The 24,697-nt window shown below is 63.7% G+C and carries 22 protein-coding genes; 3 read left to right on the top strand and 19 right to left on the bottom strand.

Features of this window, described 5'->3' with window-relative positions:
• Window positions 1-110 precede the first annotated feature (110 nt).
• The 4 genes from LB557_RS19800 to cysG are packed head-to-tail and all read right to left on the bottom strand — an operon-like array spanning window position 111 to window position 4,304.
• Window positions 111-875, bottom strand: coding sequence for a phosphoadenylyl-sulfate reductase (locus tag LB557_RS19800; protein ID WP_023770638.1), 765 nt, complete (start codon window positions 873-875; stop codon window positions 111-113).
• A complete protein-coding gene (locus LB557_RS19795) occupies window positions 850-2,520 on the bottom strand; it encodes a nitrite/sulfite reductase (RefSeq protein WP_224642489.1) in 1,671 nt (556 codons plus the stop codon). Before LB557_RS19795 ends, LB557_RS19800 begins: the two co-directional genes overlap by 26 nt.
• Before the next feature lie 45 nt (window positions 2,521-2,565).
• On the bottom strand, window positions 2,566-2,859 hold the full coding sequence (locus LB557_RS19790; RefSeq protein ID WP_224642491.1) for a DUF2849 domain-containing protein: 294 nt from the start codon (window positions 2,857-2,859) through the stop codon (window positions 2,566-2,568).
• Window positions 2,856-4,304 (bottom strand): siroheme synthase CysG, encoded by a 1,449-nt coding sequence (gene cysG, locus LB557_RS19785; protein ID WP_140787879.1) that lies wholly within the window; start codon window positions 4,302-4,304, stop codon window positions 2,856-2,858. Before cysG ends, LB557_RS19790 begins: the two co-directional genes overlap by 4 nt.
• Before the next feature lie 380 nt (window positions 4,305-4,684).
• Between cysG and LB557_RS19780 the strand changes: the two genes are divergently transcribed.
• On the top strand, window positions 4,685-5,134 hold the full coding sequence (locus LB557_RS19780; protein WP_224642493.1) for a host attachment protein: 450 nt from the start codon (window positions 4,685-4,687) through the stop codon (window positions 5,132-5,134).
• Between the two features lie 222 nt (window positions 5,135-5,356).
• Window positions 5,357-7,141, top strand: coding sequence for a cation:proton antiporter (locus LB557_RS19775; RefSeq protein ID WP_224642495.1), 1,785 nt, complete (start codon window positions 5,357-5,359; stop codon window positions 7,139-7,141).
• A 95-nt stretch (window positions 7,142-7,236) separates the two neighbouring features.
• On the opposite strand, the gene LB557_RS19770 is transcribed toward LB557_RS19775, so the two are convergent.
• The 8 genes from LB557_RS19770 to LB557_RS19735 all read right to left on the bottom strand — a co-directional run bounded on the left by LB557_RS19770 (window position 7,237) and on the right by LB557_RS19735 (window position 14,429).
• Window positions 7,237-7,989: an SDR family NAD(P)-dependent oxidoreductase gene (locus tag LB557_RS19770; protein ID WP_015315691.1), complete on the bottom strand. Its 753-nt coding sequence runs from the start codon at window positions 7,987-7,989 to the stop codon at window positions 7,237-7,239.
• A 78-nt stretch (window positions 7,990-8,067) separates the two neighbouring features.
• Window positions 8,068-10,335 carry a transglycosylase domain-containing protein gene (locus LB557_RS19765; RefSeq protein ID WP_224642497.1) on the bottom strand — a complete coding sequence of 756 codons (2,268 nt, stop codon included), beginning with the start codon at window positions 10,333-10,335 and terminating at the stop codon, window positions 8,068-8,070.
• A gap of 317 nt (window positions 10,336-10,652) precedes the next feature.
• Window positions 10,653-11,567 (bottom strand): hypothetical protein, encoded by a 915-nt coding sequence (locus LB557_RS19760; RefSeq protein WP_224642499.1) that lies wholly within the window; start codon window positions 11,565-11,567, stop codon window positions 10,653-10,655.
• Between the two features lie 25 nt (window positions 11,568-11,592).
• Window positions 11,593-11,739 (bottom strand): hypothetical protein, encoded by a 147-nt coding sequence (locus LB557_RS19755; protein ID WP_015315688.1) that lies wholly within the window; start codon window positions 11,737-11,739, stop codon window positions 11,593-11,595.
• Window positions 11,740-11,764: 25 nt separating this feature from the next.
• Window positions 11,765-12,019, bottom strand: coding sequence for a GlsB/YeaQ/YmgE family stress response membrane protein (locus LB557_RS19750; protein ID WP_015315687.1), 255 nt, complete (start codon window positions 12,017-12,019; stop codon window positions 11,765-11,767).
• A gap of 108 nt (window positions 12,020-12,127) precedes the next feature.
• A complete protein-coding gene (locus LB557_RS19745) occupies window positions 12,128-12,331 on the bottom strand; it encodes a hypothetical protein (RefSeq protein WP_015315686.1) in 204 nt (67 codons plus the stop codon).
• A gap of 13 nt (window positions 12,332-12,344) precedes the next feature.
• Window positions 12,345-12,965, bottom strand: a complete 621-nt coding sequence (locus LB557_RS19740) for a ribonuclease D (protein ID WP_224642501.1) — start codon at window positions 12,963-12,965, stop codon at window positions 12,345-12,347.
• 78 nt (window positions 12,966-13,043) lie between these two features.
• Window positions 13,044-14,429, bottom strand: coding sequence for a M20/M25/M40 family metallo-hydrolase (locus LB557_RS19735; protein ID WP_224642502.1), 1,386 nt, complete (start codon window positions 14,427-14,429; stop codon window positions 13,044-13,046).
• 427 nt (window positions 14,430-14,856) lie between these two features.
• On the opposite strand from LB557_RS19735, the gene polA reads away from it, so the two are divergent.
• A complete protein-coding gene (polA, locus tag LB557_RS19730; protein WP_224642504.1) occupies window positions 14,857-17,814 on the top strand; it encodes a DNA polymerase I in 2,958 nt (985 codons plus the stop codon).
• A 17-nt stretch (window positions 17,815-17,831) separates the two neighbouring features.
• Here polA and LB557_RS19725 read toward each other — a convergent pair whose 3' ends face one another.
• The 7 genes from LB557_RS19725 to LB557_RS19695 all read right to left on the bottom strand — a co-directional run bounded on the left by LB557_RS19725 (window position 17,832) and on the right by LB557_RS19695 (window position 24,619).
• Window positions 17,832-18,236 carry a Fur family transcriptional regulator gene (locus LB557_RS19725; RefSeq protein WP_015315682.1) on the bottom strand — a complete coding sequence of 135 codons (405 nt, stop codon included), beginning with the start codon at window positions 18,234-18,236 and terminating at the stop codon, window positions 17,832-17,834.
• A 306-nt stretch (window positions 18,237-18,542) separates the two neighbouring features.
• Entirely contained in the window at window positions 18,543-19,589 is a 1,047-nt protein-coding gene (mgrA, locus tag LB557_RS19720; protein WP_140661851.1) for an L-glyceraldehyde 3-phosphate reductase, read from the bottom strand.
• Window positions 19,590-19,723: 134 nt separating this feature from the next.
• Window positions 19,724-20,881 carry a Gfo/Idh/MocA family protein gene (locus LB557_RS19715; protein ID WP_140713182.1) on the bottom strand — a complete coding sequence of 386 codons (1,158 nt, stop codon included), beginning with the start codon at window positions 20,879-20,881 and terminating at the stop codon, window positions 19,724-19,726.
• An 11-nt stretch (window positions 20,882-20,892) separates the two neighbouring features.
• Entirely contained in the window at window positions 20,893-21,639 is a 747-nt protein-coding gene (locus LB557_RS19710; RefSeq protein WP_015315679.1) for a sugar phosphate isomerase/epimerase family protein, read from the bottom strand.
• Between the two features lie 55 nt (window positions 21,640-21,694).
• Window positions 21,695-22,798, bottom strand: a complete 1,104-nt coding sequence (locus LB557_RS19705; protein ID WP_411969424.1) for an ABC transporter ATP-binding protein — start codon at window positions 22,796-22,798, stop codon at window positions 21,695-21,697.
• Window positions 22,798-23,733, bottom strand: coding sequence for a carbohydrate ABC transporter permease (locus tag LB557_RS19700; RefSeq protein WP_140661687.1), 936 nt, complete (start codon window positions 23,731-23,733; stop codon window positions 22,798-22,800). Before LB557_RS19700 ends, LB557_RS19705 begins: the two co-directional genes overlap by 1 nt.
• Complete coding sequence (locus LB557_RS19695; protein WP_140661686.1) at window positions 23,726-24,619, bottom strand: carbohydrate ABC transporter permease; 894 nt, start codon at window positions 24,617-24,619, stop codon at window positions 23,726-23,728. Before LB557_RS19695 ends, LB557_RS19700 begins: the two co-directional genes overlap by 8 nt.
• Between the last annotated feature and the right edge of the window lie 78 nt (window positions 24,620-24,697).

The raw sequence follows: 24,697 nt of genomic DNA, 5'->3' as shown, positions 1-24,697 counted from the left end.
GAAAACGGCGGCTTGCGAGAACCGGAGCGGAACGCACTTGCAGTCCGTGAGCACCGGAAGCGCAGGAAGCCGCCGTTTGCAGCCCGGCCTCACCTGAATGGCAACATACCTTATAGTGATGCGTCGGTCAGCGACACTTCCAGTCCCGACAGGTGAATGCCGCACTCGGTCTTGGCGTGGCCGGCCCAGCGGCCGCTGCGCGCATCCTCACCCGGCTGCACCGGCTGCGTGCAGGGAAAGCAGCCAATCGACAGATAACCATAGGCGACCAGTGGGTTTTCGCGCAGCGCATGCGCGCGCATGTAGTCGGCCTGGTCCGACGTCGTCCAGTGCGCCAGCGGATTGATGCGAATGCGAGGGCCGACCGCCTCGAACACCGGAAGTGCGGCCCGTGTCGAGGCCTGGAAGCGTTTGCGGCCCGTGAACCAGGCGCGAAAGGGTGCGACGCCACGTGCCAGCGGCTCGACCTTGCGCACGTCGCAGCAGGCATCGGTGTTGTTCTGGTGCAGATTGCCGGTCGGGTCGATCCGTTCGAGCGCCGCTTCGTCCGGCTTGATCACCCGGATGTTGGTCAATCCGAAATCGGCGACCAGCGCGTCGCGATAGCCGAGCGTCTCCTCGAAATGCTTGCCGGTATCGAGGAAGATGACCGGCAGCGTGCGGTCGATCTTGGCGATCATATGCAGCAGCACTGCCGAATCCGCGCCGAACGAAGACACGGCGGCGATCTCGTCGTGAAACAGATCGTTGGCCGATCGTTCGATGATCTCGATCGGGCTGAGATGACCGTAGAGCGCGTCAAACCCCGCCGCTTTGGCGGCGATGCCGTCATCGACATCGGCAATATGGTCAAGCGGCCTTGGCTTCGCCAGCATAGAGCGCCTCCTTGAACGGCGCGGGACCGACACGGCGGTAGGCGTCGATGAATTTTTCCTGCGGGTTGAGCCGAAGGCCGAGATAGGTGTCGACGATCTGCTCGATGGCGTCGGTGATTTCTTCCGAAGAGAAGCCACGGCCGATGATCTCGCCGACCGAAGTGTTCTCGTCGGCCGAACCGCCCAATGTCACCTGGTAGAGTTCGGAGCCCTTCTTCTCGACACCGAGGATGCCGATATGGCCGACATGGTGGTGGCCGCAGGCATTGATGCAGCCGGAGATCTTCAGCTTCAATTCGCCGATCTCGCGCTGCCGCTCCAGCGAGGCGAAGCGGCGCGAGATTTCCTGTGCGATCGGGATCGAGCGTGCCGTCGCCAGCGCGCAATAATCGAGGCCCGGGCACGAGATGATGTCCGAGATCAGGTTGGAATTAGCCGTCGCCAGCCCGATGTCGACCAGCGCGTCATAGACCGCCTTGAGGTCGGCACGCGCCACATGCGGCAGGATCAGGTTCTGCTCGTGGCTGACGCGAAGCTCGTCGAAGGCATATTTCTCGGCAATGTCCGCGACCGCTTCCATCTGGCTGTCGGTCGCATCGCCCGGCACCTCGCCGATACCCTTGAGCGAGATCGTCACCGCCGCGTAGTCGGGGTGGCGGTGCGTCACCACGTTCTGGTCGAGCCAGTCCGAGAAGCCCTTGGAATCCAGCCGCGCCACCTTGACGGCAGCGTCGCCGTCCGGCCGCCCGGTCAGCGCCGGCGGTGCGAAATAGGCCTCGATCGCGCGGATGTCCGCCTCGGGCAGCTTCAGCTCCGCGTCCTTCAATTCCTGCCACTCGGCCTCGACCTGCCGGGTGATTTCCTCGGCGCCGGTCTCGTGGACCAGGATCTTGATGCGCGCCTTGTACTTGTTGTCGCGGCGGCCATAGAGATTGTAAACACGCAGGACCGCCGTGCAGTAGGAGAGAAGGTCGGCTTCGGGCAAGAAGTCGCGGATCTTCCTCGCCACCATCGGCGTGCGGCCCTGGCCACCACCGACATAGACGGCGAAGCCGAGTTCGCCGGCGGCGTTCTTCTTCAGGTGCAGGCCGATATCGTGCGTCTGGATGGCGGCACGATCGCGCTCGGCTCCCGTCACCGCGATCTTGAACTTGCGCGGCAGGAACGAGAATTCCGGATGCACCGAGGACCACTGCCGCAGGATTTCCGCATAGGGACGCGGATCGGCGACCTCGTCGGCGGCAGCCCCGGCAAAATGATCGGCGGTGACATTGCGGATGCAGTTGCCGCTGGTCTGGATGGCGTGCATCTCCACGCTGGCCAGGTCCGCCAGAATCGCTGGAATGTCCGACAGCGCCGGCCAGTTGAACTGGATGTTCTGGCGCGTGGTGAAATGGCCGTAGCCCTTATCGTATTTGCGGGCGATGTGGCCGAGCATGCGCAACTGCTTGCCGTTCAGCGTGCCGTAGGGCACCGCGATGCGCAGCATGTAGGCGTGCAGCTGCAGATAGACGCCGTTCATCAGCCGGAGCGGCCGGAACTGGTCCTCAGTAATCTCGCCGGACAGCCGGCGGTCGACCTGGTCGCTGAACTCGGCGACGCGGGCCTGGACAAAATCGTGGTCGAACTCATCGTAACGGTACATGCTTCGTCTTTCAGGGCGCGTCCGCCCGTTCACCTGGTGTCCTGGCTATGCCGCCCGCTCGGCCTGCTTGCCGAGGTCGTTGCGGATGGTCGGGCCAGCGGCGCGGATCTTCTCGCGCAGCCGCACCGGCTCGACAACGCCGTCGACGATGTCCGCGTCGATCAGATTGACGTCGACCACTTCATTGTCGGCATGGGCCTTGGCGCCGATCGCCTCCAGCCGATCCTCGGCCGCCTTGTCGTGGGCAGGGTCCGCATGGTCCACCGTCTCGGCCCAGCCGCTATCGGCGTACCACACGGCAATGCCGTCGCCGAGGCGATTGGCGGTCAGTATCTTCATGGCTGAACTCCCTCGGCGGCTGCTACGGGCACGCTCTCGTGCCTGTGTGCCGCGAGCGGCTCAGACCGCTCGAAATTGGCGCCGGCGACGGCGTCGCCGATGATGGTCATGACCGGGCCCGACAGATCGGCGCGCGCTTCCAGCGACGGCAGGTCGGCAAGCGTGCCGTGGAAGCGTCGGCGATTCGCCAGGCTGGCATTCTCGACCACGGCGACCGCCGTGTCCGGCGACAAGCCCGCCTCGATCAGCCGGCCGGCAACTTCGGCCGCGACCGAGCGGCCCATGTAGACGGCAACGGTAGCGCCGGAAATCGCGAGCTTGGCCCAATCCGGCAGTGAATTGCCCTTGAGATCGTGGCCGGTGGTGAACACCATCGAGGAGGAAACGCCGCGCAGCGTCAACGGCAGTTCGAAATCGGCGGCAGCGGCAAAGGCCGCTGTGACGCCTGGAACCACCTCATAGGCAATGCCGGCGTCACGAAGCGCGGCCATCTCCTCGCCGGCGCGGCCGAACACCAGCGGATCGCCCGATTTCAGCCGCACGACGCGCTTGCCCTGACGACCGAGATCCACCAGCAACGCATTGATTTCGGCCTGGCTCTTGGTATGGCAGCCCTTGCGCTTTCCCACCGGCAGGCGCTCGGCATCGCGGCGGCCCATGGCGACGACCGCCTCCGGCACCAGCGCGTCATGGACGATGACATCGGCCTCCATCAGCAGACGATGCGCCCGCAGGGTCAGGAGGTCCTCGGCGCCGGGACCGGCGCCCACCAGGGCGATGTGGCCGCGAATGGGCGCGTCGGACAACAGCAGATCGGTGGCGGCTTCGCGCGCCTGTGAAAATTCGCCGGCCTCGACGGCGCGTGCTGGCGCTCCGCCGAAGAAGTCGCTCCAGAAACGGCGACGTACATTGCCCCTGGGCAATCTCTCGGCGGCATTGCGGAACGACGCCGCAAGCGCTGCCAGTGGCCCGAGCGAGGGCGACAGCATGCGGTCGATGCGGCTGCGCAGCATCTGGGCAAGCACGGGGCCCGCGCCTTCGGTACCGATCGCCACGGCGACCGGTGCGCGGTTGACCAGCGCCGGAGTGAAGAAATCACAGAGGTCCGGCCGGTCGACGGCATTGACGGGAATGCCCAGCCGGCGCGCGTCGGCGGCGACGCGACGGTCGAGCGCCTCGTCGCCGCTGGCGGCAAACACCATCACGGCGCCTTCAAGCTGCGAAGCATCATACGCGCCGGGCATATGGTTCGCGCCCGTCTCGGCGATGAAGGCCAACAGATCCGGTTCGGCATCCCCACCGATGATGTGCAGGACCGCGCTCGACTGGGCGATCAGCCGCGCCTTGGCCAAAGCCTCCTCGCCGCCGCCGACAATGGCCACGGCTTCGCCCTCGACCCGCATGAAGACGGGGAAGGCGTTGAGCTTGGTGGTGGCTTGCGACATGACAAAGCAGATCCGGGAACAGGGTCGCAGTTTTACGCCCAAGCGCAAAAAAGCAGAAGCAAAGCACTCGCGCATCCGGTGATGGCAGGCAATCGCTTTTCCGCAACCGCGAAGGGCGGGAGAAAAATATTCCATGCCCACGCACCGGGAGCGCCCGGGCTGCTGAAACGCGCCTTGATTTCAAGCACTTTTAGCTGCCGGCTACCTATCCCACAAAACAGTTTTTTCTAATTTCTACCAATTCAGTAGATTAAAGTCGTCCGGTGGTGATTTCGTCTTCAGCGCCTGCCTGCACGGCCACTCGGTCCTCCGTTCGGGGGGAACGTTGACGGGTCAAAATGCGTTCCCGGTATAGCCACCACTCAACAAGGAGCGTCCCTATGAACACGGTCAAACTGAAGCATGGCATTTGGGTTTTGGTGGCCGACGGCGAAAAGGCGCTCCTGCTCAAGAACGCCGGCGACACCAAGTTTCCCAACCTTGAAGTCGTGCAGGTGATGGAACAGGAGAACCCGCCCACACGCGAACAGGGAAGCGACAGCCCCGGTCGATACAATGACGGCCCATCCGTGCATCGCAGCGCGGTCGAGGAGACCGACTGGCATCGCATCGGCAAGGAACGCTTCGCCGAGGAGATTGCCGCCCGCCTCTACAAGCTTGCACATGAGGGTGCATTCGACAGTCTTGTGCTTGTCGCCCCGCCCATGGTGCTCGGCGCGATGCGCAAGAAGCTGCATAAGGAGGTTGGCGACAAGGTCACGGCCGAAATCCCGAAGACCATGACCAACCACGCCATTTTCGAGATCGAGGCATTGCTGCAGGCAGCCTGACCACGCGCGGCGAAGGCGCCTATCGGGTCGCAGCACGGTCGCCACTGACCCAAGCACCTGACCGGCAGTCACTCAGCTGCCGGTCAGGTTTTTGCCGTCTCGACGTTGATTCGCGGCTTTGCGGGTTGCATCGCCGACACCCCGTCCACCATATTGCAAACAGGCGGCGGCTTAGGGCGGCGCATATCCGACATCGCTGGCTTGAAAGGCGCTCCATAGACAATGCCGCATGACACGCCCCTTATCGCCACCATCGTCGCCGGTCTGGGGCTGGCTTTCGTCTTCGGCGCCCTCGCCAATCGGTTCCGCATTCCGCCACTGGTCGGCTATCTCGTGGCCGGCGTGCTGGTTGGGCCGAACACACCCGGTTTTGTCGCCGACGCCGGCCTTGCCAACGAATTGGCCGAAATCGGCGTCATCCTCCTGATGTTCGGCGTCGGCCTGCATTTTTCGCTGAAGGACCTTCTGTCGGTCCGCGCCATTGCCGTGCCGGGCGCCATTGTCCAGATCGGCTTTGCCACGGCGCTCGGCGCCGGGCTGTCCTGGATGCTCGGCTGGTCGATGGGGGCGGGCGTGGTGTTTGGCCTGGCGCTATCGGTCGCCTCGACCGTGGTGCTGCTGCGCGCGCTTCAGGAACGCCGCTTGATCGAGACCGAGCGCGGCCGCATCGCCGTTGGCTGGCTTATCGTCGAGGATCTGGCCATGGTGCTGGCGCTGGTGCTGTTGCCGGCCCTTGCCGGCGTACTCGGCGGCCAAGAACCGGCCGATGCCCATTCGAGCGGCCTGCTGGCGCTGCCGGCCAGTTACGGCATCTGGGGTGTCGTCGGCATGACGCTGGCGAAGGTCGCCGCCTTCGTCGTCGTCATGCTGGTGGTCGGCCGCAGGGTCATTCCCTGGATCCTGCACTACGTTGCCCATACCGGGTCGCGCGAACTGTTCCGCCTCTCGGTGCTGGCAATAGCGCTCGGCGTCGCCTTCGGCGCGGCAAAACTGTTCGGCGTCTCGCTGGCGCTGGGCGCCTTCTTCGCCGGCATGATCATGAGCGAATCCGAGCTCAGCCACCGTGCCGCGGAAGAATCGCTGCCGCTGCGAGATGCTTTCTCGGTGCTGTTCTTCGTCTCCGTCGGCATGCTGTTCGACCCGTTCAGCCTGTTCAGCAACGGCCTGCCGATCCTGGCGACGCTGGCCATCATCGTCATCGGCAAGTCGCTGGCGGCGTTCGTCATCGTCGTCGCCTTCGGCTATCCGCTGGCCACGGCCTTGATGATTTCGGCCAGCCTCGCCCAGATCGGCGAATTCTCCTTCATCCTGGCCGAACTCGGCGTCGGGCTGAAACTTCTGCCCGAACAGGGACGGGACCTCATCCTGGCCGGCGCCATCCTGTCGATCGTGCTCAACCCGCTGATGTTCCTGACCATCGACTGGATGAAGCCGTGGCTCGAGGCCCGCGCCGCCAGGACGGCGCCGCCGGCGGACGCCAAGCCGGTTGGCCCGGCGACGGAACCGGGCCATGTCGCCTCGGTCGCCGTAGCGCCCAAAAAGGAAGACGGCCCGCCACCCAGGACGGCGCTCACCGGTCATGCCATCCTGATCGGCTACGGCCGCGTCGGCGGCCTCGTCGGCGCCGCGTTGAAAGAAGCAGCACGGCCTTTCCTGGTCATCGAGGATGCCGACAAGACCCTGGCGAAGCTGAAAGCAGACGGCATCGAAACCGTCGCCGGCAACGCCGCCAACGCCGAAGTCTTCGCCGCCGCCAATCCCGAAGGCGCCACGCGGCTGATCCTTGCGATTCCCAACGCGTTCGAGGCCGGCCAGATCGTGCTGCGGGCACGCGCCGCCAATCCCAATATCAACGTCGTCGCCCGCGCCCATTCCGACGCCGAGGTCGAGCATCTCAAGGGGCTCGGCGCCGATACGGTGATCATGGGCGAACGCGAGATCGCGCGCGGCATTGTCGAAGAGGTGCTTGGCCAAAAGCCGCGGGTCGCTGAACCGTCCGCTGCCTGAGCCGGCGCTGCCCACAGGCGCGTTGATCAAGCCACGAATGAACTGCGAAGGCTGTTGTCACCCTGGCCAGATGAGCGGGCCTTGGCTCGATCAGTTCACACGTGCTGGCCGCCATTGATGTGGATTTCCGAGCCGGTCACGTAGGACGCTTGGCTCGAGCACAGGAAGAAGATGATGTCGGCCACCTCAGCCGTGGTGCCCAGGCGCCGCAGTGGGATGGTCTCGACGATTTTTTCCGTGCCCGGCGACAGGATCGCGGTGTCGATCTCGCCTGGCGCGATGGCGTTGACGCGGATGCCGTGCGGGCCGAAATCATGCGCCATCTCGCGCGTCAGCGAGCCGAGCGCGGCCTTCGACGTCGCATAGGCGGTGCCGGCGAAGGGATGGACGCGGGTGCCGGCGATCGACGTCACATTGACGATCGATCCCTTGGCCGCCGCCAATTCCTTGAACAGGCCGCGCGCCAGCATGATCGGCGCGAAGAAATTGACCTGGAACACGTCGCGCCAGACATGCATCGGCGTGTCGATCGAGTTCATGCGGCTGTTGCCGTCCTTGAGCTTGGGCGAAATGCCTGCATTGTTGACCAGCGCGTGTAACTGGCCACCATGGGATTCCAGCCGATGGCGGATTTCCGAGACCGCAATACCGACATCTTCCTGATCGGCGAGGTCGACCTTGATGTGATCCTCGGGACCGGCTGGCCACGGGCAATCCTCGGCAAAGGCCTGGCGTGAGCAGGTGATGACGCGCCAGCCCTCGCGCGAAAAGCGCTTGACAGTGGCATGGCCGATACCGCGGCTGGCGCCGGTCAGCACGATGGTTTTTCTGGTGTCGGTCTCGGTCATGTCGCGGTCTCCGGGCTGGACATGTAGCCGAATGCCGCCGAGGTGGCGAGAGGCGGATTGACGCCGCCAGCCGGCTGCTCAGCCGCCGCCAAGGATATCCAGGATCGACGTCTGCCGTTTCTTGAGCCGACCGCCGACGCTGCCTGGCGGCACCGGATGTCCGACCGAAGCGGTGGTGCCGTCATCCGCCGGCATATCGAAGCCATCGGCATCGACGGTCTGGGCAGGCCGCGCCGCACGGACCGGCGTTGCCGGTGCTGTCGCCTGCGCGGCCGGCGGCTGCTGGCCGACGGACGCCGACGGAACCGGTGCCGGCTGGTTGTTGCTGGCAGAGGGAATCTCGTCGGGGACGATGGTGTCGGCCGGCGTCGATTTCCAGGTGCCGGGCAGCGGCCGCACGGGCACGCCCTCATGCGCGGCGACCATGAACTCGTGCCAGGCCTGCGCCGGCAGCGCGCCGCCGGTGACCTTCTTCATCGCCGTGCCATCGTCGTTGCCGAACCATACGCCGGTGGTCAGATTGGCGGTATAGCCGACGAACCAGGCGTCGCGCGAATTCTGGCTGGTGCCGGTCTTGCCGGCCGACGGCCAGGCGAAAGCCGCCTTCCTGGCGGTGCCGACCTCGACCGTGCCGGTCATCATCGAATTCATCATGCCGACGATCTCAGGCTTGATCACGCGCGGTGCGCTGCCGCCGGCGCTGTCGTAGAGCACCTTGCCGTCTGACGTCGTCACGCGGCGGATGAAATGGATGTCCGGCTTGTAGCCGCCATTGGCGAAGGGCACATAGGCCGAAGTCAGCTCCAGTGGCGTCACTTCCGAGGTGCCGAGCGCGATCGAGGTGTTGGCCTGCAGGTCGGACTGGATGCCCATGCGGTGCGCGGCTTCCACCACCGCGTTCGGGCCGACTTCCATGGTCAGCTGCGCGGCAACCGAGTTCAGCGATTTTGCCAGCGCTGTCGCCAAGGTGACCTTGCCAAAGTACTTGCCGCCGTAATTGTCCGGTGTCCAGTTGCCGATCTTGATCGGCGCATCGTTGCGGATGCTGTCAGGCGTGCGGCCGGCCTCAAGTGCCGCCATATAGACAAACGGCTTGAACGCCGAGCCCGGCTGCCGGCGCGCCTCCGAGGCACGGTCGAACTGGCTGGTCGAATAGTCGTAGCCGCCGACCATGGCGCGTACCGCGCCGGAATCGTCGATCGACACCAGCGCGCCCTGGGTGACGTTGAGCTTCTTGCCGCTGTCGTCGATCAGCCGGCGGATCGATTTTTCGGCGAGCTTCTGCAGGTTCAGGTCCACGGTAGAATCGATGACGATATCGCCGCGCACGTCGCCGATCAGGTCGGGCAATTCTTCCATGATGGTGTCGGCGACATAGTTTTCCGAACCGGTCCAGTAGGATGGCGAGCGCGTCGCCGGCGCGCTGAGCGCCGTTTTCAGCTCCTTTTCGCTGATCTTGCCCTCCTCGCGCATGGCGCCGAGCACCAGCTGCGAACGCTCCTCGGCGGCCTTGGGATCGCGCGCCGGCGACAGCCGCGAGGGCGCTTTCAAGAGGCCGGCAAGCAGGGCGGCTTCGGACAGCGTGACGTCGCGCGCGCTCTTGCCGAAATAGCGCCGCGAGGCCGCCTCGACGCCATAGGCGCCGGAGCCGAAATAGACCCGGTTGAGGTACATTTCGAGTATCTGGTCCTTGCTGTGCTTGTGCTCGAGCCATAGGGCCAGCAGCACCTCCTGCACTTTACGCTCCAGCGTACGATCCGGCGTCAGGAACAGGTTCTTGGCCAATTGCTGCGTCAGCGTCGAACCGCCTTGCGAGAAATGCCCGCCGATGAGGTTGGTGACCATGGCGCGCGACAGGCCGATCGGATCGACACCGAAATGCGAATAGAAACGGCGGTCCTCGATGGCGATCACCGCCTCGGGGATATAGGGGGACATTTCGTGCAGGCCGACCGCCTCACCGCCGCTCATGCCGCGATTGGCCAGCAATTGCCCATCGGCCGAGACGATCTTGATGTTGGGCGCACGATCGGGAATCGACCAGGTCGTGGCCGCCGGCATCTTGGCGCCATAGTAGATGACGACGCCGGCCACCGCGATGCCGCCCCAGATGGCGAGCACGAAGCACCAGTAGAACAGCCGGCCGAGCACGCCGAACAGCCCGCGCCCGCCTCCGCCGCGCCTCCCCCGCGACGATTTCGCCTTCGATGATTTGCGTCTGGCGGAGGCTTTGCGGTTGCTCGGCACGACGCGGTCCTCCTCGCTCACCGAAAGACCCGTCTGGGATCTCGCTCGCGGCGGTCCCTCGAAGCTGGGCTCGATGCGACTGTCTCTGCGGTTCGCCATGCGCTGCGCTTGATGTCCCCGGTGCCAATGGCGCTCGGGTTGAAGAGTAGATGCGGCGATTTAAGGGCGGGTTAAGCAGGCCTTCGGCCAAACCTCTGAATTCCGTTAGGAATTTGTTAATCCTCTTCTCTCCGACACTGTCGGTTCGCCACCGGGAAACGGCCGGCGCTTAGCCTGCGCTTAAAAGCGCGCCAAGCCTGGCTCGATCCCCGAGCTTGCCGTTCCGACAATCGAAGCCGACGGATAGAAGGCCAGCGCCTGCTCCTCGCAGGTGACCGCAACGACATTGTTCGAGCGGTCGACGGACCCCGATCCTTCTAGATCGGCTCGAACTTCACATCCAGCTGGTCAGGACCCGCAGCTTGCCGCAACAAGGCGACAAGTTGTTCGCGCCTGTCAACCGGCTGCCTTCGCCAGTTCGAGGCATTGGTTACATGCAGCCAGCCGTCGACCGACATGAAGAAATCCTCGTGCTCGTCATCGCCCTCGCCGCAGCGCAGCAACTTGTTCTCGGTAAATCTGACCAGCGCCTGGTCGATCGTGCGGTAGAGCAGCGGCCAGTTGCCGCCACCCGAGTCCATACGGAATTTGTAGCTCGGCGCGAAATCCAGCCGCTGCCGCAACAGGCTTCCGTCGAAAAAACAGAAGGCCGGCCACAAGAACCAGCCGCCCGGCGTCGGAGTGTCGCGCCGGACACTGCCGTAAACGCTCTTGCCCTTCAGCCGGTCGCGGATTGAAAAAGATTCCGTCGGAAAGATGTCATGGTCGATGAAGCCGAAGACCTTCGGGGCCAAGCCGGTCATGAAATTGCGCACGATCCAGTTGAGCGCCTGGCCGTGCGATCTGCTGACCGTCAGCCTGTTTCTCGGCAACGCTACATAGGGGACGTGCTGGCGCAGGCAGAGGTCGCGGATGGCTTCCCTCGCCTCCTCCTTCTTGCTGTTGTCGAAGACGATATAGCTCTCGTGCTCGGCCAGGTGTCTGCGCACGAGGTGGATCTGCCATGCGATCACATCAGGCCGGTTGAAGGCAACGGTGGCGACGATCGCGTCACGGAACGATTGCTGTCGTCCCTGCAATTCGCTGACCGGCGCGGATGTCCTCAGGAAGCGAAAAGTCCGCCAGTAATAGCGCAGCAACGCCTCGCGTCGTGGCGGCCGGTTCAGCCTCTCCCATTCCGCCACGGTGATCCTGGGCCGCTCTCCGCTCTGCCACGCGTCGGAAGCCCCCATGTCACGCTCCTGGATCCCGGCGGGTTCAGTTCTGCTGGATTGAAATGCCCTTGTCGTCGATCTTGAGTTCGACGCCTTTCGGCCTGGCCTGCTCGCGGTAGACGTAGACGCCCAGCGCGACGACCACGACGATGAGCGCGCCAATGATGAGATAGAGCGTATTCTGCTTCATGGCGCGCCTTTTGTCGTGCCGAACCTCAGGCTCGTTTCAGCACCCTGACCAGAACCAAAAGGATGATGGCGCCGATCGTGGCGTGGATTATGGAGGCGATGATGCCACCACCGATCGAGAAGCCGATGCGCGGAAACAGCCAGCCGGCGATGAACGCGCCGATAATGCCGACGATGATGTTGCCGATCAGGCCGAAGCCGAAACCCGAAACGATGAGACCGGCGAGCCAGCCGGCGATGGCACCGATGAGGATGAAGACGAGAAGGCTTTCGACGCCCATGGCGGGTTCCTCCGTGCAAGAGGGCGGGTGCGGAGCGGAAGGCTCCGAATCGGCCCCGATATCAACGGCTTCAGGCTAGTCGAAAGCAGCCGGCCTCGCCAGCGGCGCTCACTGGTCGTCGTCGTCGCTGGCAGCGGGCCGCCAGCTGGTCGGCTCGACCTTCTTCTGCGTATGGCTGTCGGTGTAGACCCACCAGCCGCCGTCGCGGTATTGCGCTAAGGATTCATTGAGGACTCCGTCGCTGTCCTTCCAGGTGACGGTGACCTTGGAGCCATCGGTCGGCGCGGTCGATATCGGCTTTCTGTCCGCCATCTCATCCCTTTTCTCAGCTGTGAGCGAAGATATCCTCTTCGTCCCAACCCATCAGGTCAAGCTTGGCCCGCGTCGGCAGGAAGCGGAAACAGGCGTCCGCCTCCTTCGTGCGGCCCTCGCGCGCCAGCCGTCCCGCCAGCGCATCGCGCAAACGATGCAGATAGAGCACATCGGAGGCGGCGTATTCGAGCTGTTCGGGCGACAGCGTTTCGGCCGCCCAATCCGACGATTGCTGCGCCTTGGACAGACCGACGCCGAGAAGCTCGAAACAGATGTCCTTCAGCCCGTGCCGGTCGGTGTAAGTGCGCGTCAGCCGCGAGGCGATCTTGGTGCAGAACACCGGCTCGGCCATCACGCCAAACGCATGGTAGAGCACGGCGAGGTCGAAGCGACCGTAGTGGAACAGCTTGGTCACCCTGTCGTTTGCCAGCAGCTTGACCAGGTTCGGTGCCTCCTTCTGGCCCGGCGCGATCTGGATGACATCGGCGCTGCCGTCGCCGGGCGAGATCTGCACCACGCAGAGCCGGTCTCGGTGCGGGTTCAGGCCAAGCGTTTCCGTATCGATCGCCACCGCCGCGACATCGTAATGCGAAAGGTCGGGCAGATCGTTTTTATGGAAGCGGATATCGCTCATCGTTTTCTCCGGGGCGCGGCGTTACCCGTCCTCGCCGCGATCCGGTGAAAAATCAACAAGAAAACGTGTTTTCCGCGCTCAGCGTGTCAGCGCATCCAGAATGCGCGCCCAGGAGCGTTGGCCCTTGTGGAAGGAGCTGAGCTCGTATTTCTCGTTGGGCGAGTGGATGCGGTCGTCATCGAGGCCGAACCCGACCAGCAGCGATTCCATGCCGAGATAGGTCTGGAAGTCGCCAATCACCGGAATGGAGCCGCCGCTGCCGGTCGTCACCGCGGGCTTTGGCCATTCGTCGGAAAGCGCTGTCTTGGCCTTGGCCAGGAAGGGCGAGTCGTAGGAGAGCTGGATTGCCGGTGAGCCGCCATGGGCGTGGAATTCGACCGAACAATCGGCCGGGATGCGTTCCTTGACGAATTTCTGGAAGGCCGCGCGGATCTTGGCCGGATCCTGCTTGTGGACGAGGCGGAACGAGATCTTTGCCGAGGCTTCCGCCGCGATGACGGTCTTGAAACCCTTGCCGGTATAGCCGCCGATGATGCCGTTGAATTCGGCGGTGGGTCGCGCCCAGGTCAGTTCCAGCACCGAGCGGCCTTTTTCGCCCGATGGGATGGACAAGCCGACAGGCCCGAGGAAGGTCTCGGCCGTCTCGCCCAGCGTCTCCCATGATTTCAGCACCTGCGAGGGCGTTTCCTCGACGCCGTCATAGAAGCCCGGGATGGTGATATGGCCGTCCTTGTCGTGGATGTCGGCCAGTACCTTGGCTAGGATGCGGATCGGGTTGGCGGCAGCCCCGCCATACAGGCCCGAATGCAGATCGCGGTCGGCGGCCTTCACCGTGATCTCCTCGCCGACCAGACCGCGTAGCCCGACGCAGATCGACGGCGTGTCGCGGTCCCACATGCTGGTATCGCAGACCAGCGCGAAGTCGGCCTTGAGCTCCTCGGCATTGGCCTCCAGGAACGGCTTCAGCGAGGGCGAGCCGGATTCCTCCTCGCCTTCGAACAGGATGGTGACCCGGCACGGCAGGCTGCCGTGCACCTGTTTCCAGGCACGGCATGCCTCGACGAAGGTCATCAGCTGGCCCTTGTCGTCGGCCGAGCCGCGCCCGGTGATGATCTTGTGACCAGGTCCGACCTCCTTGATCCCGGGGGCGAAGGGATCGTTTTCCCACAATTCGATCGGGTCGACCGGCTGCACGTCGTAGTGGCCGTAGAACAGCACATGCGGCGCGCCAGCCGGCCCATCATGATGCGCAACCACCATGGGGTGGCCGGGCGTGTCGCGCACACTGGCGTCGAAGCCGATCAGTTTGAGTTCCGCCACCAGCCATTCCGCCGCCTTGCGGCAGTCGGCGGCGTAGGCTGGATCGGTGGAGATCGACTTGATCCCGAGCAGGCCGAAGAGCCGTTCCAGGCTCTGGTCGAGATTCTTGTCGAGACGGTCGAGGACGGGGGAGACTGCGGACATTTGCAATAGCCTTTCGGTTCAGTGTCGGAACCGTAAAGGCAGAGCGGCGAAACGAAAAGCCCGGGACGATTGGACCACGACCCGGATGGCCGCCGCGGGCAAAAAAATGCCGCCGTGGTGGAGGGGGAACCACGGCGGCCTTTTACTCGAAACGATGCGGCAGCCCGGAGAGGGGGGATAGGCTGCCGCAATTGTCCGGTATAGGCGGGGGACGGGCCTTGCTCCGGACTTCGGCGAAAACTGCCGATGACGTGTATTTGGGTCTGTGAACGTGGCGATTCAAGGGCGTCAACGTTACACTTTTGTAACGTGCCCGTGAGCGGGCCTGTATGCCTTTGATCCGTCAGGGTCGCGATCTGTCAGGGTGTTGTATCTGGCGCTGTCTTTGGCATGGACCAAGCCATCGCGCCGCGCTATCCCTGCCCGCATGAAAAAAGGCGATCATCTCTTTCTCATCGACGGCTCCGGCTACATCTTCCGCGCCTATCACGCGCTGCCGCCGCTGACCCGCAAGTCGGACGGCCTGCCGGTCGGTGCCGTTTCCGGCTTCTGCAACATGCTGTGGAAGCTGATGCAGGACGCCCGCAACACCGATGTGGGCATTGTGCCGACGCATTTCGCCGTCATCTTCGACTATTCCTCGAAAACCTTCCGCAACGACCTTTATCCCGAATACAAGGCCAACCGTTCGGCTCCGCCCGAGGATCTGATCCCGCAGTTCGGCCTGATCCGCCAGGCTACCAGGGCGTTCAACCTGCCCTGCGTCGAGATGGAAGGCTTCGAGGCCGACGATCTCATCGCCACCTATTGCCGGCTGGCCTGCGAGGCCGGCGGCGACACCACCATCATCTCCTCCGACAAGGACCTGATGCAGCTGGTTGGCGAAACGGTCGGCATGTACGACCCGATGAAGGACCGGCAGATCGGCATCCCCGAAGTCGTCGAGAAATGGGGCGTGCCGCCGGAAAAGATGATCGACCTGCAGGCGCTGACCGGCGACTCCGTCGACAATGTGCCTGGCGTGCCCGGCATTGGGCCAAAGACCGCGGCGCAACTGCTCGAGCAGTTCGGCGACCTCGACGGATTGCTCGCCCGCGCCGGCGAGATCAAGCAGGAGAAAAGGCGGGAATCGATCATCGCCAACGCCGACAAGGCGCGCATCTCGCGCCAGCTGGTGACGCTGAAGAACGATGTGCCGGTGGCAGAAGGATTGGACGATTTCGTCCTGCATGCCCCCGACGGACCGAAGCTGATCGGCTTCCTCAAGACCATGGAATTCACCTCGCTGACCCGCCGTGTGGCGGAAGCGACCGGCACCGAGGCCGGCGACGTCCAGGCCGTCGCGGTGCCCGTCGAACGCGCCGATAATGCACATGGCCCCGATGTCGGCGCCGGAACACCGCCCGTTGCCCGGAACGGGACGGGCTCCGAGCCTAGGCAGGTTGCTGAAACCGAGGCGACGGAGACGCCAAAACAAGGTGACACCCCTTCCCTCCTGGCCGCATTGCGGCTGGAGAGAGCGGCGACCGCCAAGATCGATACCGCGGCCTATCAGTGCATCCGCGATATCGCGACGCTGAAAGCCTGGGTCGCGGAGGCGCGGGAGGCCGGTATCGCTGCCTTCGACGTCAGGGCCACCTCGGCCGATCCGATGCAGGCCGAACTGATCGGCTTGGCCATGGCCACAGCGCCTGGCCGCGCCGGCTATATTCCCTTCGCCCATAAGAGCGGCAATGGCGACCTGCTTGGCGGCGGCACGCTCGAAAACCAGGTTCCGCTTCGCGAGGCTCTGGCGGTCCTCAAACCCCTGTTCGAGGACAGGTCGGTCCTGAAGATCGCGCAGAACCTGAAATACGATCTGGTCATCCTGAGCCGCTATGGCATCGATGTCGCGCCGTTCGACGACACCATGCTGATCTCCTACGTGCTCGACGCCGGCACGCCGCATGGCCACGGCATGGATGCCCTTGCCGACAAATGGCTTGGCCATAAACCCCTTCAACTCAAGGACGTGACCGGTTCCGGCAAGAACTCTGTCGGTTTTGACCAGGTCGATATCGACAGGGCGACCGCTCACGCCGCCGAGGATGCCGACGTGACGTTGCGGCTGTGGCGGGTGCTGAAGCCCCGGCTTGCCGCCAAGGGCCTGGTCTCGGTCTATGAACGCCTGGAGCGGCCACTGGTGCCGGTGCTGGCGCGCATGGAACAGCGCGGCATTTCGGTCGACCGGCAGATCCTGTCGCGGCTGTCGGGGGAACTGGCGCAAGGTGCGGCCCGGCTCGAAGAAGAAATTTACCTGCTCATCGGCGAGCGCATCAACATCGGCTCGCCCAAGCAGCTCGGCGACATATTGTTCGGCCGCATGGGCCTGCCCGGCGGCTCCAAGACCAAGACCGGCCAGTGGTCGACCTCGGCGCAGCTGCTCGAAGACCTTGCCGCGGAAGGGCACGAACTGCCGCGTAAGATCGTCGATTGGCGCCAGCTGACCAAGCTGAAATCGACCTACACCGACGCCCTGCCCGGCTTCGTCAATCCCGACACGAAACGCGTCCACACCTCCTACGCGCTCGCCGCGACGACGACGGGCCGTCTGTCGTCTTCCGACCCGAACCTGCAGAACATTCCGGTGCGCACGGCTGAAGGCCGCAAGATCCGGACCGCCTTCATCACCGACAAGAGCCTCCGGCTGGTGTCAGCCGACTACAGCCAGATCGAACTGCGCGTGCTCGCCCATGTCGCTGAAATCCCGCAATTGCGGCAGGCCTTTGCGGATGGCGCCGACATCCACGCCATCACAGCGTCTGAAATGTTCAACGTGCCCGTGGAGGGTATGCCGTCGGAAGTGCGCCGCCGTGCCAAGGCGATCAATTTCGGCATCATCTATGGCATCTCGGCCTTCGGTCTCGCCAACCAGCTGTCGATCCCGCGCGAGGAGGCGAGCGCCTACATCAAGAAATACTTCGAGCGCTTTCCCGGCATCCGCGATTATATCGAGGAGACCAAGGCCTATGCCCGCGAGCACGGCTTCGTCGAAACGATCTTCGGCCGCCGCATCCACTATCCCGACATCAGGTCCTCGAACCCGTCGCTGCGCGCGTTCAACGAGCGCGCCTCGATCAACGCCCGCCTGCAAGGCACCGCCGCCGACATCATCCGCCGCGCCATGATCCGCATGGAGGAAGCCTTGGACAAGGCCAAGCTGTCGGCCCGCATGCTCCTGCAGGTGCATGACGAACTGATCTTCGAAACGGTCGAGGCCGAAGTCGAGGCGACGATCCCCGTCGTGCGCCATGTCATGGAAAACGCGGCGATGCCGGCGGTCTCGATGTCGGTGCCGCTGCATGTCGACGCGCGGGCCGCCAGCAACTGGGACGAGGCACACTGACGCGCTGGCGAAGGCCCTCAGGCCGCTTGCGCCAAACATTTCGCGCAGGTCCCGCGAAATTCGATCACCGCCTTCTTGGCGGCGAAGCCGGTCGAGTTGACCCATTCGTTCAGCCGGTGATCGACGTCGTGATCGGACATTTCGGTCACCTGCCCGCAAGTATCGCATATGGCGAAGGCGGTCATCGAGTGGCTATGGTCGTGCGGCTCGGCGCAGGCGACGAAGGAATTAATGCTTTCCAGCCGGTGCACGAAACCTGATTTCACCAGCGTGTCGAGCGCGCGATAGACCTGCAATGGGGCGCGAAAACCGCGCTCGCGAAGCTGATCGAGCAAGGTGTAGGCGCTGAGCGGCCCGCTGGCGATCTCGAGTTTCTCGAGCACGCACAACTGGTTTTTCGTCAGCACATCCCTTGCCGCCATGGTCCTGTTCCACTTGTCCTGCGCCGTTGGCGGGCTGTCCGCGCGTGCAAACGGCCCGATCCCATTCAGATAGCGACGAACCGCCGTCTTTGCTACTCTTCTGTTGTTGTCCCGGGCCGATCGATGACGCGCGGGCATATTGGCAGAAATCTCGACGAGGGTAGCCAAGGGTGTGCCCGGCACCTTTGGCCTGCCGACCCATGCGGCGATCAACGCCGCCTCAGGGAGGCCGGCCACGCCCTGACTTGACTTCATCCGCGAAGGCCGGCGCGAGCAATTCCGCCAGCCTTCATTAGCCGGCTTCAGCTATTTCCTCGGCGGGCCTTTGCGCTCGGCGGAAGCAGCCCACAGGTTGATGTCGGACTCGCGCGCGTATGTATCGATTTCGGCCAGTTCGGCGTCGCTGAAGTCGAGCACCTTCAGCGCCCCGACGCAATCCTCGACCTGCTCGGGCCGGCTGGCGCCGATCAGCGCCGAGGTAACCCGGCCCCTGCGCAGCACCCAGGCCAAGGCCATTTGGGCCAGCGTCTGGCCGCGCTTGCCGGCGATCGCGTTGAGCGCCTTGATGTTGGCAATGGTGCGGTCGTTGATGAAAGCTGTCTTGAGCGACTTGCCTTGGGAGGCCCGGCTGCCATCGGGAATGCCGCCGAGATATTTGTCGGTCAGCATGCCTTGCGCCAGCGGCGAGAACACGATGGAGCCGACGCCGAGCCCCTCGAGCGTGTCGAGCAGTCCGTCCTCCTCGACCCAGCGGTTCAGCATCGAATAGCTCGGCTGATGGATGACGCAGGGCGTACCGAGTTGCCTCAATATGTCGGCGGCCTCGCGGGTGCGCTGCGAATTGTAGGACGAGATGCCGGCGTAGAGCGCCTTGCCCGAACGCACCGCATGGTCGAGCGCGCCCATGGTTTCTTCGAGCGGCGTATCGGGATCGAAGCGGTGCGAATAGAAGATGTCGACATAGTCGAGGCCCATCCGCTTCAGGCTCTGGTCGAGGCTGGCCAGCATGTATTTGCGCCCGCCCCATTCGCCGTAGGGGCCGGCCCACATTTCGTAGCCGGCCTTGGTCGAGATGATCAGTTCGTCGCGATAGGCGGCAAAATCAGTACGCAGTATCTCGCCGAAAGCCGTCTCGGCCGAGCCGGGCGGCGGCCCATAATTGTTGGCGAGGTCGAAATGGGTGATGCCAAGATCGAAGGCCTTTCGCACGATCGCCTGCTTGGTCCGATGCGGCGTGTCGTCGCCGAAATTGTGCCACAGCCCGAGCGAGATCGCCGGCAGCTTGAGGCCGGACCGACCGCAGCGGTTGTAGATCATTTTCTCGTAGCGGTTTTCAGCGGCGATATAGGGCATGGGGAAATCCTCGAATTTGAACGGACAGGGCACCGTCATCGCAGAGGCGATGAGCATGCCCGTACCCCATCCTTTACCCCCTCCCCGGAGGAACGGGGAGAGGGGTAAGGCAAAATTATCGATAATCCATGCGACTACGTCTTCTTGGCCAGCAGCTCCTTGGCCTGCTTGACGCCAAGCGCGGCCGGACGCTCGCAAGTGGTCTGCATGGCGACGAACTTGCCGGTTTCGCCGGAGCGCAGGAGGCCGGTCATGACATCGACGGCATGCAGCGCGAGTTCCATCGAGCAGCGGTGCGGCCGCCCTTCGGCGATCGCCAGCGCCATGTCGGCCAGGCCCGCCGTGCGGTAATTGGCCATCATGCCTTGGCCATGCATCTCATTGGGAACGCCAAGCGGATGCTTCCATTTCGGCAGCTTCTTGACCGGCTTGCCTTCTTCGGTGAAGCGCACGTCGCCGCCGAAGAAGTTCGGATCCGGCACGAACACCGTCCCGCCCTCGCCATAGAGTTCCATCGGCGCGTGGCCGTGAGCCCACACATCCCAGCTGGTGTTCAGCGTGACCACGGCGCCGTTCTCGAATTCCAGCAGGCCATGGATGGTGGTCGGCGTGTTGACCGGGATTTTTTCGCCTGCGCGCGGCTTTGAGCTGATGGTCCGTTCCTTGGCCGGGGTCGTCGCGAAGGCCGCCACCTGCTTCACCGGCCCGATCAGCTGGATCAGATTGGTGATGTAGTACGGTCCGATGTCCAGCACTGGTCCCGCCCCGGGCTGGAAGAAGAAGTCGGGATTGGGGTGCCAATGCTCCATGCCGTGGCCCATGACGTGGCAAGTGCCGCTGGTGATCTTGCCAAGCTTCCCCTCGTCGATCAGTTCGCGCACCAGCTGGTGCGCGCCGCCGAGGAACGTGTCCGGCGCCGAGCCTATGCGCAGCCCCCTCTTCTGGGCCCGCGCCTTGAGGTCCTGACCCTCCTTGAGCGACAGCACGAACGGCTTTTCGGAATAGACATGCTTGCCGGCATCGAGCACCTGCTTCGAGACTTCGTAATGCACGGCCGGAATGGTCAGGTTGACGATGATGTCGATATCGTCGGCCTTGAGCAGATCCTCGACGGTCTCGGCGCGCAGCTTGAATTCCTTCGCCCGCGCCCTGGCCGCGTCCATGTTGATGTCGGCGCAGGCGCGCATCTCGATGCCGCGAAACAACGGCGCCAGCGAAAAATACGCCTTCGAGATGTTGCCGCAGCCGATGACGCCAACACCCAATTTCCCAGTACCCAGCTTCTTTGCCATGGTGGTTGTTCCTAGTAGCTCTTGACGGTTGCGATCGAGCGGCGGGCGAAGCGCTCGATGTCGTTGGGATTGTCCTGTTCCATGACAAAGTATTTCGCCGCGCTCTTGGCCCGCAGCACCTTGATCAGGCCGGCCCAATCGATCGTGCCGTGGCCGACATCCGACCAGCCATCCTCATCCAGCCCCTCGCCCGCCTTCGCCATGTCCTTGACATGGACGGCGACGATGCGCTGGCCCTGCTTTTCGATCCAGGGCAGCGGGTCGGAGCCGCCGCGCACTACCCAGGCGACGTCCATTTCCCAGCCTATATTGGGCGCGGACGACAGGATATGGTCCTGCGGCACCGAGCCGTCGGCGAGTGTCTTGAACTCGAAATCATGGTTGTGCCAGGCGAAGCCATAGCCGGCCTTCGACGCGACCTCGCCGACCTTGGCCAGGCGCTCGCCAAAGGCGCGCCAGCCGGCGGCGTCGGATGGCCTGTCCTCGGCCATCAGATAGGGACAGATCAAAAGCTTGACGCCGAGCGTTTCGGCGATCCGGCGCACGCCGTCGAAATCATTCTCCAGCGCATCGATGGAAAAATGCCCGGTCGGCATGGCAAGGCCGTTCTTGTCGAGCTCGGCGCGGAAGGCCTTGGGATCGTCATAGACGCCGCCGAACCCTTCGACCTCGGCATAGCCGAGCTTGCCGAGCATTTCGAGCACATCGGTCCAGGGCAAGAAATTGCGGGCGCTGTAAAGTTGGAATGACCAGTTCATCGTCTTTGTCCGTTCTGCTTGGGGATTGTCCTTGGGAGGATGGTTTTCTTGGGAGCTACATGCGGTTGCCGGATGGAGTATCGAACAGCGAGGCGCGGGCAGGATCAAAGCCGATCCTGATCGGGTCGCCATTGCGCAGCGTTTTTTCCGCCTCGACACGGAAGGAAAAAATGCGGCCGCCGAGCTTCGTCCACACCAGCGTATCGGAGCCCATCGGCTCGACGATCTCGACGGCGGCATCGGTGGCGAAGGGCATGGAATTCGCGGCCTCGCCAAAGGCAACGTGCTCGGGGCGAATCCCGAACACGCAAGGCCCGCTCTTGTTGCCGGCGCCATCGAAGCCATAGCGCTCGAGCGGTATGGTCAAATCCCCGGTCTTGAACACCGCCGTCGTGCCGGTCTCCAGCTGCCCCTCGACGAAATTCATCGCAGGCGAACCGAGGAAGCCGGCGACAAACCGGTTGACCGGGCGGTTGTAGATGGTCTGCGGCGCGTCGAGCTGCTGGATGACGCCGCCCTTCATCACCGCGATGCGGTCGGCCAGGGTCATCGCCTCGATCTGGTCGTGGGTGACATAGATCATCGTGTTCTGCAGCTTGCGGTGCAGAAGCTTGATCTCGACGCGCAGCTCTGAACGCAGCTTGGCATCGAGATTGGACAGCGGTTCGTCGAACAGGAAGACGTCGACATCGCGCACCAGCGCCCGTCCGATCGCCACGCGCTGGCGCTGGCCGCCGGAAAGGGCCGCCGGCTTGCGCTGCAGCAACGGCTCGATCTGCAGGATCTCGGCGGCGCGCGCGATGCGCTTGGCGATCTCGTCCTTGGCGATGCCGGCGACACGCAGCCCGAAGGACAGGTTCTTCTCCACCGTCATTTGCGGATAGAGCGCATAGGACTGGAAGACCATGCCGATGCCGCGGTCCTTGGGCTCTTCCCAGGTGACGTTCTTGCCCTTGATGAAGATGCGGCCTTCCGAAATGTCGAGCAGGCCGGCGATGCAGTTGAGCAAGGTCGACTTGCCGCAGCCGGAGGGTCCGAGCAGCACGATGAACTCGCCTTCGGCGACATCGAGATTGAGCGTCTGCAGCACCGAGACCGCGCCGAAGTTCAGCGACAGGTCCTGGATCGAAACGCTGGTGCCGTTCGCCGCCATCGCCATCACCCTTTCACCGCGCCGGCGGCGATGCCGCGCACGAACAATTTGCCGGAAATGAAATAGACGATCAGCGGCACCAACCCGGTCAGGATGGTGGCGGCCATGTTGACGTTGTATTCCTTCACGCCTTGCACCGAATTGACGATGTTGTTGAGCTGCACCGTCATCGGATAGGTGTCGGGACGGGTGTAGACGACGCCGAACAGGAAGTCGTTCCAGATGCCGGTCACCTGCAGGATGACGGCGACGACGAAGATCGGCAGTGACATCGGCAGCATGATGCGCAGGTAGATGCCCCAGAAGCCGGCGCCATCGACGCGCGCCGCCCGGAACAGTTCCTCCGGCATGGAGGTGAAATAATTGCGGAACAGAAGCGTCAGGATCGGCATGCCGAAAATGGAATGCACGATCACCAGGCCGGTAAGGCTGCCATAGAGGCCGATCTCGCGCAGGATGATGACGATGGGATAGATCATCACCTGGTAGGGAATGAAGGCGCCGACGATCAGGATGACGAAGAAGGTGTCGGCGCCCTTGAAGCGCCAGTTGGCCAGCGCGTAGCCGTTCACCGAGGCGATTGCGATCGACAGGATCACCGAGGGAACGGTGATGCGCACCGAATTCCAGAACCCGCGCGAGAGCCCGTCGCAATTGAGTCCGGTGCAGGCCTGCGACCACGCCTTGACCCAGGGCTCGAAGGTGATCTCGAGCGGCGGCGAGAAAATGTTGCCGAGGCGGATCTCCGGCATGCCCTTCAGCGAGGTGACGACCATCACATAGAGCGGCAGGAGATAGTAGAGCGCCACCACGATGAGCGTGCCGTACAGGAAAATGTTCCGGCGCGAGAACACGTGCCGCGGCTTTGGTCCGCTCGGGCCGGAGGCGCCAGCCCGGAGGTTTGACGACGTGGCGGACAAGGAGACGGCATGATCAGACACGCTTGCGGCCTCCGAATTCGAGATAGGCCCACGGCACGATGACGATCATCACCGACAGCAGCATCATGGTCGAGGCCGCAAAGCCCTGGCCGAGATTCTGGGCGAAGAACATGTAGTCGTAGACGTATTTGGCCGGCACTTCGGAGGCGATGCCCGGCCCGCCGCTGGTCTGCGCGACGACGAGGTCATAGACCTTGACGATGCCCGACGCGATGATCACCAGCGTGGTGATGAACACCGGCCGCATCATCGGGATGATGATGAACAGATAAGTCTTCCACATGGGAATCCCGTCCACCCGTGCGGCCTTCCAGATGTCCTCGTCGATGCCGCGCAGGCCCGCCAGCATCAGGCACATGATCAGCCCCGTGCCTTGCCAAAGCGCCGCGATCGATATGCCGTAGATGACGATGCTGGAATTGTAGAGCGGATTGAAATCGAAGCTGGCCCAGCCGAGGCTTCGTACCACGCCCTGGACGCCGAAATCCGGATTGAGCAGCCATTGCCAGACAAGGCCGGTGACGATGAAGGAGAGCGCGAAGGGGTAGAGGAAGATGGTGCGGAACGTGTCCTCGAAACGGATCTTCTGGTCGAGCAGGGCCGCCAGCAGAAAACCGATCACCAGCGAGAACACCAGTGAGATCACACCGTAGATCAAGAGGTTCTCGATCGAAATCAGCCAGCGCGGCGTCGCCCACAGCCGGTAATACTGGTCGAGCCCGACGAAATTCAGCCGCGGCAGCAGCTTCGAATTGGTGAAGGAATAGAGCACCGTCCACGCGGTGCCGCCGACAAAGACCACCATTGCGGTGAGGATCATCGGGATCGAAGCGACCTTCGCGTTGAGATTGCGGAAGAGTTGGCTCGGGCGTTCGCTCTTGCTCATCGGTACAGCCGTGCTGGATCGGATAAGGGCGGAAAGTCAGCACGCCTTGGCTCCCGGCCCTGTCTGGCAAGGTCGGGA

Origin of the sequence: Mesorhizobium sp. BR115XR7A (assembly GCF_020165315.1) — a bacterium.
Lineage (GTDB): Bacteria > Pseudomonadota > Alphaproteobacteria > Rhizobiales > Rhizobiaceae > Mesorhizobium > Mesorhizobium australicum.
This window is presented reverse-complemented; position numbering and strand designations above follow the sequence as displayed.

What these genes read in the sequence shown, in the direction of transcription:
- polA (WP_224642504.1), top strand. Translation starts at nt 14,857, where the DNA reads ATGAAAAAAGGCGATCATCTCTTTCTCATCGACGGCTCCGGCTACATC.
- LB557_RS19710 (WP_015315679.1), bottom strand. Translation starts at nt 21,639, where the DNA reads ATGAACTGGTCATTCCAACTTTACAGCGCCCGCAATTTCTTGCCCTGG.
- LB557_RS19795 (WP_224642489.1), bottom strand. Translation starts at nt 2,520, where the DNA reads ATGTACCGTTACGATGAGTTCGACCACGATTTTGTCCAGGCCCGCGTC.
- LB557_RS19745 (WP_015315686.1), bottom strand. Translation starts at nt 12,331, where the DNA reads ATGGCGGACAGAAAGCCGATATCGACCGCGCCGACCGATGGCTCCAAG.
- LB557_RS19715 (WP_140713182.1), bottom strand. Translation starts at nt 20,881, where the DNA reads ATGGCAAAGAAGCTGGGTACTGGGAAATTGGGTGTTGGCGTCATCGGC.
- LB557_RS19780 (WP_224642493.1), top strand. Translation starts at nt 4,685, where the DNA reads ATGAACACGGTCAAACTGAAGCATGGCATTTGGGTTTTGGTGGCCGAC.
- LB557_RS19775 (WP_224642495.1), top strand. Translation starts at nt 5,357, where the DNA reads ATGCCGCATGACACGCCCCTTATCGCCACCATCGTCGCCGGTCTGGGG.
- LB557_RS19800 (WP_023770638.1), bottom strand. Translation starts at nt 875, where the DNA reads ATGCTGGCGAAGCCAAGGCCGCTTGACCATATTGCCGATGTCGATGAC.
- cysG (WP_140787879.1), bottom strand. Translation starts at nt 4,304, where the DNA reads ATGTCGCAAGCCACCACCAAGCTCAACGCCTTCCCCGTCTTCATGCGG.
- LB557_RS19755 (WP_015315688.1), bottom strand. Translation starts at nt 11,739, where the DNA reads ATGAAGCAGAATACGCTCTATCTCATCATTGGCGCGCTCATCGTCGTG.
- mgrA (WP_140661851.1), bottom strand. Translation starts at nt 19,589, where the DNA reads ATGCCCTATATCGCCGCTGAAAACCGCTACGAGAAAATGATCTACAAC.
- LB557_RS19695 (WP_140661686.1), bottom strand. Translation starts at nt 24,619, where the DNA reads ATGAGCAAGAGCGAACGCCCGAGCCAACTCTTCCGCAATCTCAACGCG.
- LB557_RS19750 (WP_015315687.1), bottom strand. Translation starts at nt 12,019, where the DNA reads ATGGGCGTCGAAAGCCTTCTCGTCTTCATCCTCATCGGTGCCATCGCC.
- LB557_RS19705 (WP_411969424.1), bottom strand. Translation starts at nt 22,798, where the DNA reads ATGGCGATGGCGGCGAACGGCACCAGCGTTTCGATCCAGGACCTGTCG.
- LB557_RS19770 (WP_015315691.1), bottom strand. Translation starts at nt 7,989, where the DNA reads ATGACCGAGACCGACACCAGAAAAACCATCGTGCTGACCGGCGCCAGC.
- LB557_RS19740 (WP_224642501.1), bottom strand. Translation starts at nt 12,965, where the DNA reads ATGAGCGATATCCGCTTCCATAAAAACGATCTGCCCGACCTTTCGCAT.
- LB557_RS19765 (WP_224642497.1), bottom strand. Translation starts at nt 10,335, where the DNA reads ATGGCGAACCGCAGAGACAGTCGCATCGAGCCCAGCTTCGAGGGACCG.
- LB557_RS19790 (WP_224642491.1), bottom strand. Translation starts at nt 2,859, where the DNA reads ATGAAGATACTGACCGCCAATCGCCTCGGCGACGGCATTGCCGTGTGG.
- LB557_RS19760 (WP_224642499.1), bottom strand. Translation starts at nt 11,567, where the DNA reads ATGGGGGCTTCCGACGCGTGGCAGAGCGGAGAGCGGCCCAGGATCACC.
- LB557_RS19735 (WP_224642502.1), bottom strand. Translation starts at nt 14,429, where the DNA reads ATGTCCGCAGTCTCCCCCGTCCTCGACCGTCTCGACAAGAATCTCGAC.
- LB557_RS19725 (WP_015315682.1), bottom strand. Translation starts at nt 18,236, where the DNA reads ATGGCGGCAAGGGATGTGCTGACGAAAAACCAGTTGTGCGTGCTCGAG.